Source organism: Kutzneria sp. 744 (genome assembly GCF_000568255.1).
GTDB lineage: Bacteria > Actinomycetota > Actinomycetes > Mycobacteriales > Pseudonocardiaceae > Kutzneria.
The window spans coordinates 8325920-8340652 of the sequence record NZ_KK037166.1 but is presented as its reverse complement, the minus strand read 5'-3'; the positions used below and the strand labels follow the sequence as shown (position 1 = coordinate 8340652).

General features: G+C 69.5%; 17 protein-coding genes. 4 read left to right on the top strand and 13 right to left on the bottom strand.

Annotated features, from left to right (window positions below):
- Positions 1-43: 43 nt before the first annotated feature.
- Positions 44-1333 carry a carboxylesterase/lipase family protein gene (locus KUTG_RS38480; RefSeq protein ID WP_043723991.1) on the bottom strand — a complete coding sequence of 430 codons (1290 nt, stop codon included), beginning with the start codon at positions 1331-1333 and terminating at the stop codon, positions 44-46.
- A 183-nt stretch (positions 1334-1516) separates the two neighbouring features.
- Here KUTG_RS38480 and KUTG_RS38475 point away from each other — a divergent pair, with 183 nt between their 5' ends.
- Positions 1517-2341, top strand: coding sequence for an SGNH/GDSL hydrolase family protein (locus KUTG_RS38475; RefSeq protein WP_052395882.1), 825 nt, complete (start codon positions 1517-1519; stop codon positions 2339-2341).
- A gap of 213 nt (positions 2342-2554) precedes the next feature.
- On the opposite strand, the gene KUTG_RS54385 is transcribed toward KUTG_RS38475, so the two are convergent.
- From KUTG_RS54385 to KUTG_RS38415, 12 genes are all read right to left on the bottom strand, one after another.
- On the bottom strand, positions 2555-3085 hold the full coding sequence (locus KUTG_RS54385) for a hypothetical protein (protein WP_052395881.1): 531 nt from the start codon (positions 3083-3085) through the stop codon (positions 2555-2557).
- Between the two features lie 357 nt (positions 3086-3442).
- Entirely contained in the window at positions 3443-3592 is a 150-nt protein-coding gene (locus KUTG_RS59430) for an FAD-dependent oxidoreductase (protein WP_157495067.1), read from the bottom strand.
- Positions 3593-3657: 65 nt separating this feature from the next.
- Positions 3658-4356, bottom strand: a complete 699-nt coding sequence (locus tag KUTG_RS38460) for a DsbA family oxidoreductase (RefSeq protein WP_043723986.1) — start codon at positions 4354-4356, stop codon at positions 3658-3660.
- 1 nt (position 4357) lies between these two features.
- Positions 4358-5794: a purine-cytosine permease family protein gene (locus tag KUTG_RS38455; RefSeq protein ID WP_052395880.1), complete on the bottom strand. Its 1437-nt coding sequence runs from the start codon at positions 5792-5794 to the stop codon at positions 4358-4360.
- The gene (locus KUTG_RS38450; RefSeq protein ID WP_232241190.1) at positions 5791-6045 is read right to left on the bottom strand and encodes a Rieske (2Fe-2S) protein; all 255 of its coding nucleotides are present in this window, start codon (positions 6043-6045) and stop codon (positions 5791-5793) included. The genes KUTG_RS38455 and KUTG_RS38450 overlap by 4 nt, the downstream gene beginning before the upstream one ends.
- Positions 6042-6854 carry an iron-containing redox enzyme family protein gene (locus tag KUTG_RS38445; protein WP_043723985.1) on the bottom strand — a complete coding sequence of 271 codons (813 nt, stop codon included), beginning with the start codon at positions 6852-6854 and terminating at the stop codon, positions 6042-6044. The genes KUTG_RS38450 and KUTG_RS38445 overlap by 4 nt, the downstream gene beginning before the upstream one ends.
- Complete coding sequence (locus KUTG_RS38440) at positions 6851-7627, bottom strand: dihydrodipicolinate synthase family protein (protein WP_043723983.1); 777 nt, start codon at positions 7625-7627, stop codon at positions 6851-6853. The genes KUTG_RS38445 and KUTG_RS38440 overlap by 4 nt, the downstream gene beginning before the upstream one ends.
- Positions 7627-8121, bottom strand: coding sequence for a DUF6190 family protein (locus KUTG_RS38435; protein WP_043723982.1), 495 nt, complete (start codon positions 8119-8121; stop codon positions 7627-7629). Before KUTG_RS38435 ends, KUTG_RS38440 begins: the two co-directional genes overlap by 1 nt.
- The gene (locus tag KUTG_RS38430; RefSeq protein ID WP_084580281.1) at positions 8114-9316 is read right to left on the bottom strand and encodes an aminotransferase class I/II-fold pyridoxal phosphate-dependent enzyme; all 1203 of its coding nucleotides are present in this window, start codon (positions 9314-9316) and stop codon (positions 8114-8116) included. The genes KUTG_RS38435 and KUTG_RS38430 overlap by 8 nt, the downstream gene beginning before the upstream one ends.
- A 305-nt stretch (positions 9317-9621) precedes the next feature.
- On the bottom strand, positions 9622-10296 hold the full coding sequence (locus KUTG_RS38425; RefSeq protein WP_043723980.1) for a DsbA family oxidoreductase: 675 nt from the start codon (positions 10294-10296) through the stop codon (positions 9622-9624).
- Between the two features lie 39 nt (positions 10297-10335).
- Complete coding sequence (locus KUTG_RS38420; protein WP_043723978.1) at positions 10336-11157, bottom strand: oxygen-binding di-iron domain-containing protein; 822 nt, start codon at positions 11155-11157, stop codon at positions 10336-10338.
- Positions 11158-11179: 22 nt separating this feature from the next.
- Positions 11180-12160 carry a DMT family transporter gene (locus tag KUTG_RS38415; RefSeq protein ID WP_043723975.1) on the bottom strand — a complete coding sequence of 327 codons (981 nt, stop codon included), beginning with the start codon at positions 12158-12160 and terminating at the stop codon, positions 11180-11182.
- Between the two features lie 105 nt (positions 12161-12265).
- Here KUTG_RS38415 and KUTG_RS38410 point away from each other — a divergent pair, with 105 nt between their 5' ends.
- The 3 genes from KUTG_RS38410 to KUTG_RS38400 all read left to right on the top strand — a co-directional run.
- Positions 12266-12895, top strand: a complete 630-nt coding sequence (locus tag KUTG_RS38410; RefSeq protein ID WP_084580279.1) for a TetR/AcrR family transcriptional regulator — start codon at positions 12266-12268, stop codon at positions 12893-12895.
- Positions 12896-13172: 277 nt separating this feature from the next.
- The gene (locus KUTG_RS38405) at positions 13173-14267 is read left to right on the top strand and encodes an AMP-binding protein (RefSeq protein ID WP_043723973.1); all 1095 of its coding nucleotides are present in this window, start codon (positions 13173-13175) and stop codon (positions 14265-14267) included.
- Between the two features lie 25 nt (positions 14268-14292).
- Positions 14293-14733 (top strand): GntR family transcriptional regulator (locus KUTG_RS38400; protein ID WP_043723971.1); only part of this gene is annotated, 441 nt, incomplete at its 3' end.

Here is a 14733-nt window from a genome sequence, read left to right as displayed (position 1 = left end):
GCCAGCCTAGCAACGCGAGGGTGCCCCGGATGTTTCCGTTTCCTTACCGGGCCACGATTTCGACCGGGGTGTCGAAGCGCATCACCGACGGGAACTCCGACCAGCCCGGCGCCCCGTCGCGGGCGAACGAGATCCAGGCCTGGTGCATGGTGTCGGCGAGATCCTGTGGCGGCGCGTCACCCTCCAGCGCGGAGTGGCCGAGGGTGTCGAAGACGAAGCCGATGTCCAGGCCGTGGGCCGCGCCGACGCCGGGAAGCGGTGAGCGCCAGGCGAACTCGTAGACGAAGGTCCGACCGGGACGGTGCTCGGCCATCTCATGAATGGGCCCGCGGAACAGGGCCTGGGTCAACGTGGCGGCGACATCGGCGGCGCCGGGCAGCATGCGGAGCAGCTCGTCCGAGGCGCAGCCGACCATCAGGTCCACCTCCTGGCCCGATCCGTCGAGAACGCGTTGCCACGGGTCAACTATCACCAACGAGCCATCGACGACCGTGCTGAAGGCCAGGGCGGAGCCCGTGGTCGTGGCGCCCCACACCGCCGGATCCGGGTTGGCCTGCAACTCCCCGTACACGGCAAGGGCGATACCGGCCAGAGTCTCCGGATCAATGGCGCTCAACGCCTGGGCCGTCGCCTCGACCCCCGCGTGCCGGGCGATCCGGGCGGCGACCAGGGCGGCGTCCTCGGGAGCGTGCGCACCGCGCAACAGGCCACTTTGGATGATCGCCCGCCGGAACAGCCCGGTGTCCAACGACAGCAACGACATCACGGATCCGGCCCCGGCTGACAGCCCAGCCACTGTGACGTTGGCCGGGTCGCCACCGAAGGCGGAGATGTTGTCCCGCACCCACTCCAGGGCGGCGATCTGGTCGCGCAGGCCCCGGTTGGCCGGGGCGTCCGGCAGGTGGGCGAAACCTTCCGCGCCGAGCCGGTGGTTGATCGACACCAGCACCACGCCGTCACGGGCGAACGCGGCCCCGTCGTACACGGCCTGCGCGGCCGAGCCCATCACGTTGCCGCCGCCGGGAATCCACACCAGCACCGGTCGCTTCCCGGTCAGCGCCGGCGTCCACACGTTGAGGTTGAGGCAGTCCTCGCCGGGGATCTTGGGATCCGGGAACGGGTCGCCGCCCGGGATCAGGCCCGCGCCGGGCGGGGTCGGCCCGAACTCCAGCGCATCGCGGACGCCGGTCCACGGCGTCACCGGAGCCGGGGCGCGGAAGCGGCGAGGTCCGAAGGGCGCGGCGGCGTAGGGAATGCCGAGAAAGCTCGACACCTCGTCCGTCCACCGGCCTCGGACGTCGCCGGCCAAGGTATGGACCACAGCATCGCGCATGGCCGCTTTTCTATCAGCCGTGACCGTACGGGAACCACTTCCCCGTCTTCCGATCAGTCAAAACTACCCGTACGAACACAGTCCGGCCGCCCGTGCAGTCACGACCGGCATCCGCGTCCGTTCCCTTGCCGGCCGTCCGAGCCGCACATAGCGTCGCCGTCACCTGTCCTGAACGGAGATCCCATGCTCAAGAAATGGCTGCTGGCGTCGGCGTCGGCCGCCGCGCTGGTGCTGGCCACCGGAACGGCCGCGTCGGCATCCCCCGCCCCGATCTACCTGTCGCTGGGCGATTCTCTGTCGGTCGGCTTCCAACCCGACGCCCAGGGTGTCGGCCACCCCACCGCCCAGGGCTTCGACCACGACCTCGCCCACGGACTGCGGCTGACCGAGCTCGGCTGCCCGGCCGAGACCACCACCAGCATGATCGGCGGCGGCGTCTGCACCTATCCCGGCGCGAAGTCTCAACTCGACGCCGCCGTCAACTTCCTGACCGCGCACCGCAATCGGGTCGCGTTGATCACCATCGTCATCGGCGCCACCGACGTGGAGAACTGCGCGACGGCGACCGGGATCGACATGACCTGCCTCGCCCAGGGTGTCGGCGCGATCCAGGCCAACCTGCCGGTCATCCTCGACCGGCTCAAGGCCGTCGCCCCCTACGCCAAGTTCGTCGGCCTCAACCTGTACGACCCGTTCCTCGCCGCGTTCCTCCAGGGTGACGCCGGCCAGCAGCTGGCCCGGCAGTCGGTGCCGCTGACGCAGCAGGTCAACGGCATTCTCGCCGCCGCCTACGGCCAGCACAACGTGCCGGTGGCCGACGTGGAATCCGCTTTCCACACCACGGACTTCACGCCCGGCGCGGACGGGATTCCGTTGAACGTGGCCACCATCTGCCACGACACGTTCATGTGCCAGCCGCCCCCGGTCGGCCCGAACATCCACCCCAACCCGGCCGGGTACTGCCTGATGGCCGGGGCGGTCCTGGACAAGCTCGTCACCCGCTGGTGACCTCGCCGTCGACCATCGTGAGCACCACGGCCGCCTCGGCAGTTCGTCGGGCGCGGCCGTCACGGGGTCGACGGCCAGCGCCGTGAGGTCCGCGCGATAGCGTCGCGCAGCTCATGAGGCGTTCGGCGGCCGGGGACGTCGAGGCCGGCGAAGCGGGATCCTGTGGCACCTGACCGGCCAGTTCGGGGTCGTGGACCATCGGGGTGCCGCGTTTCACGGTTTCAGGGATCGGCTCGCGTGGTGGGCGAGCGAAAGCGATTCGACGACGGCGTTGCGGTGCCCGATCAGCAGTTCCCGGGCCTCGGCGGCGGCCGGTTCGACATCCGGCGTCACACCCGGCGCGTCGAGAACGGCGTGCACCGAACTGGCGAACACGGCTCCGGTGTCGAAACCGTCAGGGTGCAGCACGGCATCGGTGTTGACGGCGAGGGAGTAGAACCCGGCGTTCACGGCCCGGATCACGTATTCCTGTTCGGCCACGGGCCAGTCCGTGCGGGCGAAGCCGTGCCGGCGCCAGATCGGCAGCAGGGCGGCGGACATCCGGCCGGGACCCAGCACGCCGAGCAGCGCCCGGGTCTTCTCGTGCTGGCCGAGCAGGCCCAAGGTGTCCAGGTCGGCGGTCTGCACCGCTCGCACGAAGGCGTGCCGCAGTCCGGACTCGACCATCGCGGGCAGCATCCGATGTGGACCGACGACGCCGGGATTCTCGGCCAGCGCGTCGATGTACTCGTCGGTGGCGGCCACGTAGTCGCGGGCGACCAGCTCGACGAACAGGTCTTCCTTGGTCTTCCAGTACAGGGTACAGCGTGCCCCGCCCGATGTGGGCCCGGGCGGGCGATGTCGGAGACGCTGACGTTGCGCACGCCCCGACTCAGCACGAGTTCCCGTGACACCGCGAGAATCCGCTCGGTCTTGGCGGGATCGTGCCTCATCCTTCTCCGTCCACTGTGGCCACTCGGGCGGCGGCGATGTCGTAGTCCTTCATGGCGAAGCCGCGCTCGGGCCCGCGGGCTTTGCGCGTGTGGACCGCCGGCGGCCGGCGGAACTCGCCGTCCTCCGGGGCGAGTCCGGGCAGCGGCTCGAACCCGCCGTCGTGGGTGGTCAGGTCGGGAAGTAACCGTCGCCGCGCCGGGCCGGAGCCCGTTCCACGACGACGGTCCGCCACCCCGATTCGGACAGCTGCTTCGCGGTCGCCAGGCCGCTGATGCCCAGGCCGACGACCAGGGCGCGGCGTTGGTCGTGAATTGTCATGTGTCAACCACAGGACCGGCTGAACGGTGTGGCGAACCGTTCAGCCGGTGGTTCGGGCCACCACGTCACAGCAGTGACGCGGCGTGGCAGAGCAGGCGGTCGAACACCGTGGGGTCGTAGGCCTCGATCACGGGGTAGCCGATGCCGAAACCGCCGTTCACCCAGTCCACCCGCACGCCCGGATTGGCCTCGTCGGTGCCGTCGGCGAGGAACACGTGCGGGCTGCAGTTCACCCGCCCCTCCCGGGCCGCCTCGAACTGCGCCATCACGTCGGCCCGGGCCCGGCCGGTGTCCAGATCGGCGGCCAACTCCTTGACGTCGACGGCCTTCGTGCCCTCGGCGACGTCCAGAATCACGTGCCGCATGCTGATGCACCGTCCCTGCGCCCAGAACGCCTGACGCAGGGCCAGATCCAGCCGCTCGCTGGCCTGCCAGCCCTGCCGCTTGGCCGCCTGCACGGCCTCCAGCGCCGGCAGCATCGTCACCGGGTACGTCCAGTCCGGGCCCTGCCACAGCCGCCAGCCGGCATTCGGCTCGATGCCGCCGACGACCGCCACCTCCGAGTCCACGCCGGGCCGCTCGTTCACCGTGAGGTTGAACAGCTCCAGCGGAAACGCCCTGTGGTCGAAGGAGATCCGCCCCTCCAGGCCCAGCCGGCAGCGGGCCTCGTGCAGCTTGTACACGGCCAGGTGCGCGAAGGAGCAGTTCAGGTCGGTGAAGACGACGATGGTCTCCGGGCTCGTGGGATAACGCGTCTGGTCCATCTCACACCCCAGCCAGAACCGGATTTTCCCGCTGTGCGGCCGTTTTCTCCGGGTAGGCCCGCAGCAGCAGCGCGTAGGCCACGGCCGTGGCCGCGAACGACGTGAGGCAGCTCAGGTCCAGCCCGCCCAGCAGCTCGGCGATCGGTCCCATGTAGACGGCGTTGCCGACCGAGAGCACGCCGACCACCACGCCTAGCGCCATCGCGGCGATCGCCCTGGGATTGTATCCGTTGCGGTACCAGTACCTTCCGCCGCCGCCGGTGGCGAAGGCCCCGAGATCGGCCGCGTGGTATGCGCCCTGGTGGTGCCGGTAGCCGATGATCATCACTGCCGCCCACGGCGACACCGCGACCAGCAGCATGGTGACGAAGGCGGCCATCGAGTCGACGGTGTCGAACACCATGGTTCCCACGTACAGCAACACGAAGCCCAGCACCGACACCAGGATCGTGGCGAACGCCCGCGACTTGCGCCAGAAGATCGAGTTGGCCGACAGGCCGGCGGCGTACACGCACAGCGAGCCCTGCGGGAACGAGCCGACGAAGCCGAACAGGATAACCACCACGGCGAACCAGACCGGCACCGAGTCGGTCAGCGACTGCACCCACGGCTGGGTCTTGTCCTGGAACACCGTGGTGACGTAGGCGCCGGCCAGCAACGCCAGCAGGCAGCTGAGCAGCAGCGACCCGCCGTTCCACAGCATCAGCTTGGACGCCTTGGTGTTCGCCGGGAAGTAGCGGCTGTAGTCGCCCTGGAAAGTGGCGTAGGACAACGGCACCGAGGTCGCCACGAGCGCCGACAGCAGCCAGGTCGCCCAGAAGCTGCCCAGCGCGTAGTCGCCGCCGGCGTAGTCGGCGGAGAACTGCGGCGCCAGCACCGCAACCATGCCCAGCACGACCAGGCCGCCCACCACCGCCGTGATCTTGTACATCGCGATCAGCGTGGCGTGGCCGTACACCGCGACCAGGATCACCGCCACCGCCACGACCGGCATCGTGGCCGCCAGCGCCGCCGAACCCGTTGGTGTGCCGAACATCCGGTGGCCGGCCACCATCACCGCGGTGCCGCCGGTCCACACCGTGATGGCGAAGAACCCCAGCCCCACGCCGATGGTGATCACGTTCGTGACCACCCGGCCCCTGACCCCGAAGTGCGCCCCGCTGGCGATGGCGTCGTTGGTGCCGGTCCGCAGCCCGAACAACACCACCGGCGCCACCAGGGCCACGCCCAGCACCAGGCCGGCGGTGATCGCCGTGACGCTGGCCCACCAGCCCAGCCCGAAGACCACCGGCAGCGCGCCGAGCACGACCGTGCCGAAGGAGAACTGCGCGGAGTGCCAGATCCACAGGAAGTCCGACGGCCGCGAGACGCGCTCCCCCTCCGGGATCACGTCAATGCCATGGGCTTCCAGCCTGCCGGCCTTCTCGGTGTCGCTCATTCGGCCTCCCTCACCGGCAGGGCGGCGCAGTCCGGACCCGCCACCCGTTCCCCCGTGCACAGGTCGAAGGTCGCGAAGTGCAGCGGGCAGGTGATGCGCAGCCGCTTCTCGTCCACGTAGCCGTAACGCAGCCGTCCGCCGCGGTGAGGGCAGGCGGCCGGCACCACGATGTGCCGGCCGCCCGCGGTCACCAGGACCTCGTGCTCACCGAGGGGTCTGAGGACGTCCGACCCGGTCCGTCGGCCGATCACGGGGCCACCTCTCGGGCCTTGGCCACGGCGGCCTCGGTCGCGGTGGCGGCGACCTCGCTGGTCAGCTCCACCCCGGCCCACACCTTGGCCAGGTCGAGCCCCCGCTCGGCGTCGAGCTCCATCAGCGCGGTGCGCATCTGCTTGCTGTGGAAGTCGTCGATGTACAGGTGCTCGGTGTAGTACTTGTCGTGGCTGATCCCGAGTCGCTTGGCCGCGACCGCGTAGCACTTGAAGGCGAACAGCACGCTGGACTCGAAGTACGCGTAGGCGCCGAGGAACGTCTCCGGGGCCGGGGCCCGCCGGGCCAACCAGTGGAACAGGTTGACGTAGGCGTAGCTCTCCTCGTTCCCGCCGTCCAGATAGGACTCCAGGTCGGTGCTCATGTCCAGCTCGGTCAGCAGATCCCGGTACAGCTGGGAGTGCGCCTGCTCGACGTTGCCGCAGCCGAGCTCGTCGATCAGCACCCGGAACACGGACATGCCGGCCCGGTGGGGCAGCCGCGGCACGATCGGCAAGTGGGACAACGACTCCACGAGCCCGTCGACCGCGAACTCGCCCACGATCACCTTGAACTGCTCCAGGGTGGCGTGCTCCGCGATGTACGCGTCGGCCTCGGACCCGGCCGCTTCCTCGTCCCGTAATCGCTCCGACAGCGCGGTGAACAACGCGGTGCGGCTGGCGAAGTGCGGCGCCGCGGCGGTGAGCTCGCAGATGCGCTGCCCCAGCCACTTCTCCTCGATCTCCAGGATCTCGGCGTACTCCTGCGCGGTCGGCACCGACCGGTTGAGCTGGTAGAGCCGGCGCATCATGTCGCGACCACCTCGTCGCTGTCGATCACGCCCCGGCTCCGCAGCTCCTGCTTCACCCAGCGGTACCAGTCGTCCTTGAACACGCCGTACTTCTCGCACGCCGCGTTGATCGCCGCCTGCCGGTCGGCCGACGGCTCGGCCAGCATCGCGTTGCACAGCCCGGGTTCCAGGTTGGCCAGCGGTCCGATGAGGCCGGCGACGCCGGTCACCTCGGACAGCAGGTTCTCCCAGCCCTCGAACACCGGGATGCTCAGCTCGGCGGCGATCCGGCTGGTCAGCGCCGCGTCGCCGCTGGACTCCTTGATGCCGGCGATGCCCGGCAGCTGGCAGATCCGCAGCAGCGTCTCGACGGCGATGTGGTTGCCGGACAGGGCCTGCTCGTTGTACAGGAAGATCGGCACCTGCACCGCGGCCCGCAGTTCCCGGTAGTGCGCCAGGATCGCGTCCTGGCTGACGTCCGCCCCGAACGGCGTCGTGACGACCACCGCCGACACGCCGAGGTCCTCGGCCACCAGCGATCGCTCGATCACGGACTTGGTGTCGGGCAGCTGGATGCCCGACAGCACCGGCAGTCCGTTGGCGTGTCGGATGGTGTACGACACCATGTCCAGCCACTGCTGCTCGGACAGGGCCCAGCCCTCACCCGAGCTGAGCGTGGGCATCAGGCCGGTGACCTCGCCGCGCACCGACTCGATCAGCCGCTGCACGCCCTTCTCCGCCACCGCGCCGCCGTCGAGCGGCGTGATCAGCGGGACGATGGTTCCCTGGTACATCAACGCTCCTCGAGGAAGTCGGTCGGCACGCTCAGCGCGAGCGACTCGGCGTACATCCGTTCCAGCGGCTCGGGAAACGCGGTGTTCGCGGCCGCCGGCAGCGGCCGCACCGGCAGGTCGGCGCGGGCCGCCAGCCGCGGGTTCGGGGTCCGCAGCACCGAGCCAGTGGCGATCACCATGCCCATCAGCAGGCGCTCGTGCATCGGCAGTTCCTTCAGCGCCGGCTCGTCCAGCGCCGTCCGCACGTCTTCCTCGGTGTAGGCCGGCCGCTCGATGCGGACCACCGTGTGCAGGTTGTCCATGAACGGGTAGTAGGCGTCCTGGTCGGCGCGGCCGTAGGTCCACACCAGCGCGTCGCAGCGGCCGACCTGCTCCTGGCTCATCAGCACCGAGCCGTCGAGCCGTTCAACAAAGAACGCCTTGCACGCCAACCGGATCCGCTCGTCGGCACAGTGCATGCCCATGAACGTGGCGGCATCGATGACTTCACGCATGGGCGCGCAGCGTCTCGCTCATGACCCGGATCGCCTGCGCGAACAGGCCGGGGTCGCGGGCCAGGGCCAGCCGCACGTAGCGCTCGCCGCGCTCGGGCCGGTTCCAGTAGAAGTAGGTGCCGGGCAGCACGTACACCTCGGCCTCCTGCAGGATCTGCTGGAGCCGCGTGGCGGTCAGGTTCGGGTCGGTGATGTGGAACCAGGCGACGCTGACGTTGACCACCGGCTCGATGTACTCCAGCACCGTGCCGGCCAGGCCCGTGCGGACCACCTCGCGGTTGCGGGCGATCACGTCGCCGACCGAGGCCAGCGAGTCGTCGATGGAGTCCTCGATGTAGTGGCTGACGAAGTTCAGCACGAACGGGGACACGTTGAGCAGCACACTGGTGTGCAGGTTGTAGACGTCGGAGTAGATGTCGTCGCTGGTGGTCAGCATGGCGCACTTGGCGTCCTGGATGGGCCAGGTCTTGCCGGTGTCCTCGATGATCAGGTACGTGACGCCGGACTCCTCCAGCAGCCGGTACACGTCGAAGCGGTCCACGTTCTTGTCGGCCAGCGCGAAGGAGGCGAAGCACTGGTCGATCAGCAGCGTCTTGTTGTGGTCGACGCAGTAGCGGACCACCTGCTCGAAGCCGGAGCTGCCGTCCTTGAGCAGGCTGAAGCCGGTGGGGTTGTTCGGGTCCACGATGAACAGCGCGTCGGTGGTGACCGTGCGGCGCAGGCCGTCGTAGATGCCGTCCAGCTCGGCGAACACCGACTCGTCGACCGCGGCCAGCGGCACGTCCATGTTCTTGAGCAGGTCCACCAGGTTGTCGAAGCACGGCTCGATCAGCGACACCGACATGCCCCGCCGGCGCAGGAACATCGCCGCCACCATGGTGGACACGCTGGCCGCGTAGGACAGCATCGTCTTGCCCAGGCGGGCCGCCGTCGGCTGCTTGTGCAGCCGGAAGAAGGCGTCGATGAACTTCTGCTCCATGAAGGACTGCTGGTTGTCCTCGGACTCGTACCACAGCTTGGGCAGCCGGGCGACGATGTCCTCCTGGCTGCCGGACTGGTGCTGGTGGGTGTGCGCGTCGGCCAGGTTGAACCGGGTCTTGAGCGCCTGGATCTCGTGCTGGGTCAGGTCGACGAGCCGGCCGGACGCGGCGGCGAATTCCTCGTCGACAACAACGGTGAGCGCATTGTCCGCCATTACTCCCCCTCGATCGGGTATCCCAAAATAATTCGGACGAACACCGAGAGAAACGAACTGACAGCAGTTCGTGAAATAGAACTCCGATCGCGTTCACCGGAGACAACGAAAGCCTAGACCGAACACCACGCAGTCTTGATAACAGGACGGTAACGATGCCCAGGATTCAGGCCCTTTCGGGGCCAATTCACGACGATTTATGGGGGCCAATTCGGGATACGCCGAGCACGCGAAAAGGGGCGCCACCCGTCACGGTGGCGCCCCTTGTGCCGAACGGACCAGGTCCGAACGCGCTGGTCACGGCCTCACAGCGAGCGCTTGAGCAGCTCGTCGACCACCGACGGGTCGTCCCCGCCGATCACCGGCCAGCCCACGCCGTAGTCGCCCTCCCAGCCGACCTTGATGCCCGGATTGGCATGGTCGCTGCCGTCCGGCAGGAACAGGTGCGGGCTGCAGTTGACGACCTCGGTCGCCGACACCGCCGCCTGCGCCGACAGCTCCGAGCGGGCCCGGCCGTCGTTCAGCGACGCCTCGATGTGCGCGGCGTCGATGCCGACCTCGGCCGCGACGTCCAGGATCACCCGCTGGTTGGTGATGCACCGCGACTGCGCCCAGAAAGCCTTGCGCAGCCCCAGATCCAGCCGTTCCGAGGCGTCGAGGCTCTGTTCCTTGGCCGCCTGGATCGCCTCCAGCGCGGGCAGCGTCGAGGACGGGTACAGCCAGTCCTTGTCCTGCCACAGCTGCCAGCCCGCCCCCGGCTCGACGCTGGCCATCCGCCCGACCTCGCTGTCCGTGCCGGTGCGCGGGCTCGGCGCGTTGTTCAGCAGCTCCAGCGGGAAGGCCCGGTGGTCGAACCGGATCTGCTCCTCCAGCCCGAGCCGTTTCCTGGACTCGTGCAGGCGGTGGATCGTGATGTGCGCGAACGAGCACCAGATGTCGGAGAAGACGATCACGACACCCTTGGGTGGCGTCAGGTCCATGGGTCACTCCTCAGCGAAGAACGTGAAGACACGAGCGGCTCAGTCGCCGGCGGCGACGACGGGCGGCTGGTCGTTGAACTCGAGCCGGCCCAGCACGGCCTCGGGGTCGAGCTGGTCCGGGGGCAGCACCATCGGCAGGGTCGGGATCTCGGCCATGGCGTCGAGCAGCCGGTCCACCCGGCCCTCCACCGCCGGCCCGTGCGAACTGAGGATGCGGTCCGGCCCCAGGGCCCGAATCTGGTGCAGCACCACCTCGAACTTGGCCGGGTCGGTGAGCGCGACCCACGGGTGGTTGGACCGGTTGAACAGGGAGAAACCCTCGAAGAAGTCCGACTCCTTGACGTCGTCGACGTCGTTGGCGACGGTCGGCAGCACGGAGCCGAAGCTGTCGGCGCTGAACAGCGTGCGCGAGCCGTGGTCGAAGGCGGCCAGGGTGGCCGGCGAGTCGAAGGCGGGCGGGCGCAGGATGCTGAACTCGCGGTCGCCGGCCGTGAACGAGCTGCCGGGGTTCACCAGCAGCATGCGGTCGCGCGGCAGGTCCCACTCCTCGGACAGGCGCACGACCGACAGCTGACTGGTGACGAGGACGGCGTTGGGCGCCTCCGCCATGATCTGCACGATGTTGCCGGAGTGGTCCCGGTCGTCGTGGGTGAGCACCAGCCACTTGAGGTCGGCGGGGTCCACCACCGACCACAGGGTCTCGGCGAAGTCGACGGCGTCGATGGGCATCCCGGTGTCGACGAGCACCGGTTCGCTGCCCCTGACCAGGTAGCAGTTGACCGGGAGCAGGCCGGCGCCGGGAATGGGTAACTGCGACGGCAGGACGTGCACGTCCTTGGCCGCGACATAGGCCTCACGCATGGGTGGTCTCCCCCACTGGAGATCAGGTGAACTGGATCAGCACCGAGCCGACGACCAGCAGGCCGAGGCCCGTGATGCGGGGCGCGGTGAGCTTGCGTCGGGCCATCCGGAACAGCCCGCGGCTGTCCACGGTGGCCGAGGCGATCTGCTGCCCGGTGACGGTCAGCGCGACGGTGCCGGCGGCGCCGATGGCGGGAATCGCCAGGAACGTGACCAGCACGTAGATCGACGCGCAGATGCCGCCGAGCCAGCCCCACCACGGCATCTCCCGCAGCGGCGCGAACTTCGGCGCGGGCGTCTTGTTGAGCGAGCGCAGCACGACCAGCACGATGAAGATGGCCAGCACGGCCACCAGGAAGCTGATCATGTCGACGGTCACCGGGTTGCCGACGACCTCGCGCAGCGAGGCGTTGATGCCGGCCTGGATGGGCAGCACGCCGCCGCCGACGATGCCGAGCAGGATCCACGGGATCTGGCCGGCGCCGGTGCGGGTGGCGGCCGGCACCCCGGCCGCGCCGACCGACTTGGCCGGCACGGGCGCCGCCGGCTTGGCCGCCTTGCCCTGGCCGCGGATGATCACGACGATGCCGGCCAGCAGGGCGAGCACGCCCAGCGCGATGCCGAGGCTGACCGGCTTGCGCGGGATGTCGAACAGCCCCAGCAGGTCGATGCTCAGCGACGAGATCATCTGGCCGGTCACGAACAGGCCGCCGGCCGCCAGTGCCCCCAGTCTCGGGAACAGCAGGATGCCGCTGGTGATGTAGAGCGGGCTGGCCAGGCCGCCGAGTAGTTGCCACGGCTGGGCGTGCGAGATCTGGGCCAGCCCGCCGAAGCCGCCGACCGCCGCGGTGGCCAGCACGAGGACGCCGGCGGCGACCCCCAGTTGCAGCGTCGACGCGCCGTACGGCGTGCCGACCGCCTTGTTGAGCTGCACGTTCACCGAGGCCTGGATGGCTAGCAGGCCGCCGATGAGCAGTGCCGAGATCACGAAGATGGCGTCCATCCCCTACCTCACCGCTAAGTGGACACTGTGACCGGTTACGGTTCGGACGATAGACTAGAAGCGGACACGATGTCCAGTTACCGGCGACTGGGTTAAGGTGGCGACATGCCGAGCAGGACTCACGACGGTCAGCCGTTCGACCTGCCGATCGTGGGTTCCAGCGGGTTGCCGGCCCGTCCGGTCGAACGGGCGGACGCGGCCCGCAACCGCGCGAAGGTGCTGGCCGCGGCCGAGCGGCTGTTCGCGGAAGCCGGCACCGACAGCGTCACCATGGACGAGATCGCCAAGGCCGCGGGCATCGGCCGGGCCACGCTCTACCGCCGCTACCCGGACACCCGGTCCATCGCGGTCGCGCTGCTGGACGAGCACGAGCGGGCGCTGCAGGCGAAGATCATCCTGGGCGCGCCGCCGCTGGGCCCCGGGGCGGCCCCGGCCGATCGGCTGGCGGCGTTCCTCACCGCGATGGTGCATCTGCTGGAGGCCCACCTGCATTTGGCGCTGGGCGCGGAGACCGGGCACGCCCGGTACACCACGGGGGCCTACGCGTTCTGGCGTTCGCACGTCCGGCTGCTGCTCACCGCGGCCGAGGTGCGCGACGCGGACGTCCTGTGCGACACCGTGCTGGCCGGCCTGGCGCCGGAGGTCTACTGGTTCCAGCGGCACACCCGGGGCCATTCGGTCGACGAAATCGTGACCGCATTGCGCCTGCTGGCCGTGCGCGTCACCGCGCACTGACCTATCGCCCCTGCCATCTTTCGGCGGACATCGACAAATGGTCACACCCCATCGGGAACTGACATGACGCAGTTCGCACGTTATGCCCGTGTCCTTGACACCTCACAGATACGCTGCTTAGCATCGCCGTAACACGTTTCCGCTATTCGCGGTACCTTTTTCTGGGGATGAGGAAAACCGTGAACACATTCCGTGAGCGCCGGTCGTCACGCGCCCGAAGACCGAACGGCGGCGGGCGATTATCTCCGCTCACCGAGCCTTCGGGCGGGGCGCGCTGATGCAGTGGCTGGAGGACGTGCTGCGCCGGGGCTGGCACAGCCACCGGCCCGCCGTCGAGGTGCTCACCGCGGCCGGCGTGGTCGCCCGCACGCTGAGTTACGCCGACCTGCTGGCGGCCGCCGCCGGACTGGCCGCCGACCTGACGGCAATCGTTTCCCACCACCAACTGCGGGTCCTGATCGTCGCCGCGAACAGCCCCGAGCACATCGTCGCCGATCTCGCCACGACCATCGCCGGCGCCGTCACCACGGCCCTGTCGCCGGGCTCTGACGAGGCAGAACTGCGCTACACAGCGGCCGGCGTCGACGTCGTGCTGTGTGACTCCGACGGAATGGTCACGGTGAACCGGCTGGGCCTCGACCGTCCGATCAGGACGGTCGACTGCGCCGGCCGGCCGGCCGGGGACGCGCCCGAGCTGGCCGGGGACTCCGACGACGCCCGCAAGCTGGTGGTCTGCCCGAACGCCGAACAGGAGCTCGCCCTGCCCTGCGGGGCGATCGACGAGGTGCTGCGCGCCGTCCGGCTGCGCGCCCCGACCGGCGTGTGGCGACGCTACCTCTGCCTGACGCCGCTGCACACGCTCACCGAGCAGGTCTTCGTCTACCTGACGCTGCAGCACCGGGGAACCGTGCGCCTGGGCTCGTCCGCCACCGTGAACCTGGCCAATGCCGAGGCGACCGCCGCCCAGCTGACCGCGCCGGTGGCCGAGGCGCTGGAGGCGGTGCTGAAGCGGCGTCCCGAGCTGGACGGCGAGGATCTGTGCCAGGTCCTGTTCGGCGCGCCGACCGCGCCATACCTGGTGTGCTTCGATCCGCTGGCGCCGACCGCCGAGCTCGCCGCGCGCGGCGTCCCCGTGCACCGGGGATTCGCCGTGGACGGCGTCTACCCGCTCACCCTTGCGGCGCAAGGGACACCCGGGCCCGGCGTCGGGGAACCGCTGAGCCATATCTGGTTGAAGGTGGGCGAGAACGGGGAGCTGATGGTCAAGAGCAAGTCGAAACTGATCATTCCGTGGCGGCCGGCCGAGGACGGTTGGCTCCGGCTCGGCATTCAGGGGGACGTCGATCCGGCGGGCCGCATCCACATCGCGTGACACCATTTCTCGTGGGGGAGAAGAGATGTCCGGCTTACCATCGCATGCAATTCTGGACAAGGATTCCGAGACGCCGCTCTACCGCCAGCTCTACGACTGGCTGCGCAAGGACATAGAGACCGGACAGCTGCCGGTGGGCAGCCGACTACCGGCCTCGCGGGCCATGGCCGAGCGGCTGGGCGTGTCCCGCAACACCGTGCTCGTCGCCTACGAGCACCTCCTGGCCGACGGCTACGCCGAGGGCCGGGTCGGCTCCGGCACCCGCGTCGCCGCCCGCGGCGAGGACGCCGAGCACACCCGGTTCCGGGTCGAGCGGCGAAAGCCTCTGGTCCAACGGCTTTCCGCCGCCGGGCGCGCCGTGTTGCAGGCCGAGCACGAGTTCCGGGACCTGTCCGAGGCCCGCCGGGACCCGACCCGCCCGTTCACGCTGGACGTGCCGGCGGTCGACCTGTTCCCGACCAAGGTG

What these genes read in the sequence shown, in the direction of transcription:
- KUTG_RS38420 (WP_043723978.1), bottom strand. Translation starts at nt 11,157, where the DNA reads ATGCGTGAGGCCTATGTCGCGGCCAAGGACGTGCACGTCCTGCCGTCG.
- KUTG_RS38405 (WP_043723973.1), top strand. Translation starts at nt 13,173, where the DNA reads ATGCAGTGGCTGGAGGACGTGCTGCGCCGGGGCTGGCACAGCCACCGG.
- KUTG_RS38425 (WP_043723980.1), bottom strand. Translation starts at nt 10,296, where the DNA reads ATGGACCTGACGCCACCCAAGGGTGTCGTGATCGTCTTCTCCGACATC.
- KUTG_RS38460 (WP_043723986.1), bottom strand. Translation starts at nt 4,356, where the DNA reads ATGGACCAGACGCGTTATCCCACGAGCCCGGAGACCATCGTCGTCTTC.
- KUTG_RS38445 (WP_043723985.1), bottom strand. Translation starts at nt 6,854, where the DNA reads ATGATGCGCCGGCTCTACCAGCTCAACCGGTCGGTGCCGACCGCGCAG.
- KUTG_RS38430 (WP_084580281.1), bottom strand. Translation starts at nt 9,316, where the DNA reads ATGGCGGACAATGCGCTCACCGTTGTTGTCGACGAGGAATTCGCCGCC.
- KUTG_RS38435 (WP_043723982.1), bottom strand. Translation starts at nt 8,121, where the DNA reads ATGCGTGAAGTCATCGATGCCGCCACGTTCATGGGCATGCACTGTGCC.
- KUTG_RS38440 (WP_043723983.1), bottom strand. Translation starts at nt 7,627, where the DNA reads ATGTACCAGGGAACCATCGTCCCGCTGATCACGCCGCTCGACGGCGGC.
- KUTG_RS38475 (WP_052395882.1), top strand. Translation starts at nt 1,517, where the DNA reads ATGCTCAAGAAATGGCTGCTGGCGTCGGCGTCGGCCGCCGCGCTGGTG.
- KUTG_RS38480 (WP_043723991.1), bottom strand. Translation starts at nt 1,333, where the DNA reads ATGCGCGATGCTGTGGTCCATACCTTGGCCGGCGACGTCCGAGGCCGG.
- KUTG_RS59430 (WP_157495067.1), bottom strand. Translation starts at nt 3,592, where the DNA reads ATGACAATTCACGACCAACGCCGCGCCCTGGTCGTCGGCCTGGGCATC.
- KUTG_RS38455 (WP_052395880.1), bottom strand. Translation starts at nt 5,794, where the DNA reads ATGAGCGACACCGAGAAGGCCGGCAGGCTGGAAGCCCATGGCATTGAC.
- KUTG_RS38415 (WP_043723975.1), bottom strand. Translation starts at nt 12,160, where the DNA reads ATGGACGCCATCTTCGTGATCTCGGCACTGCTCATCGGCGGCCTGCTA.
- KUTG_RS38410 (WP_084580279.1), top strand. Translation starts at nt 12,266, where the DNA reads ATGCCGAGCAGGACTCACGACGGTCAGCCGTTCGACCTGCCGATCGTG.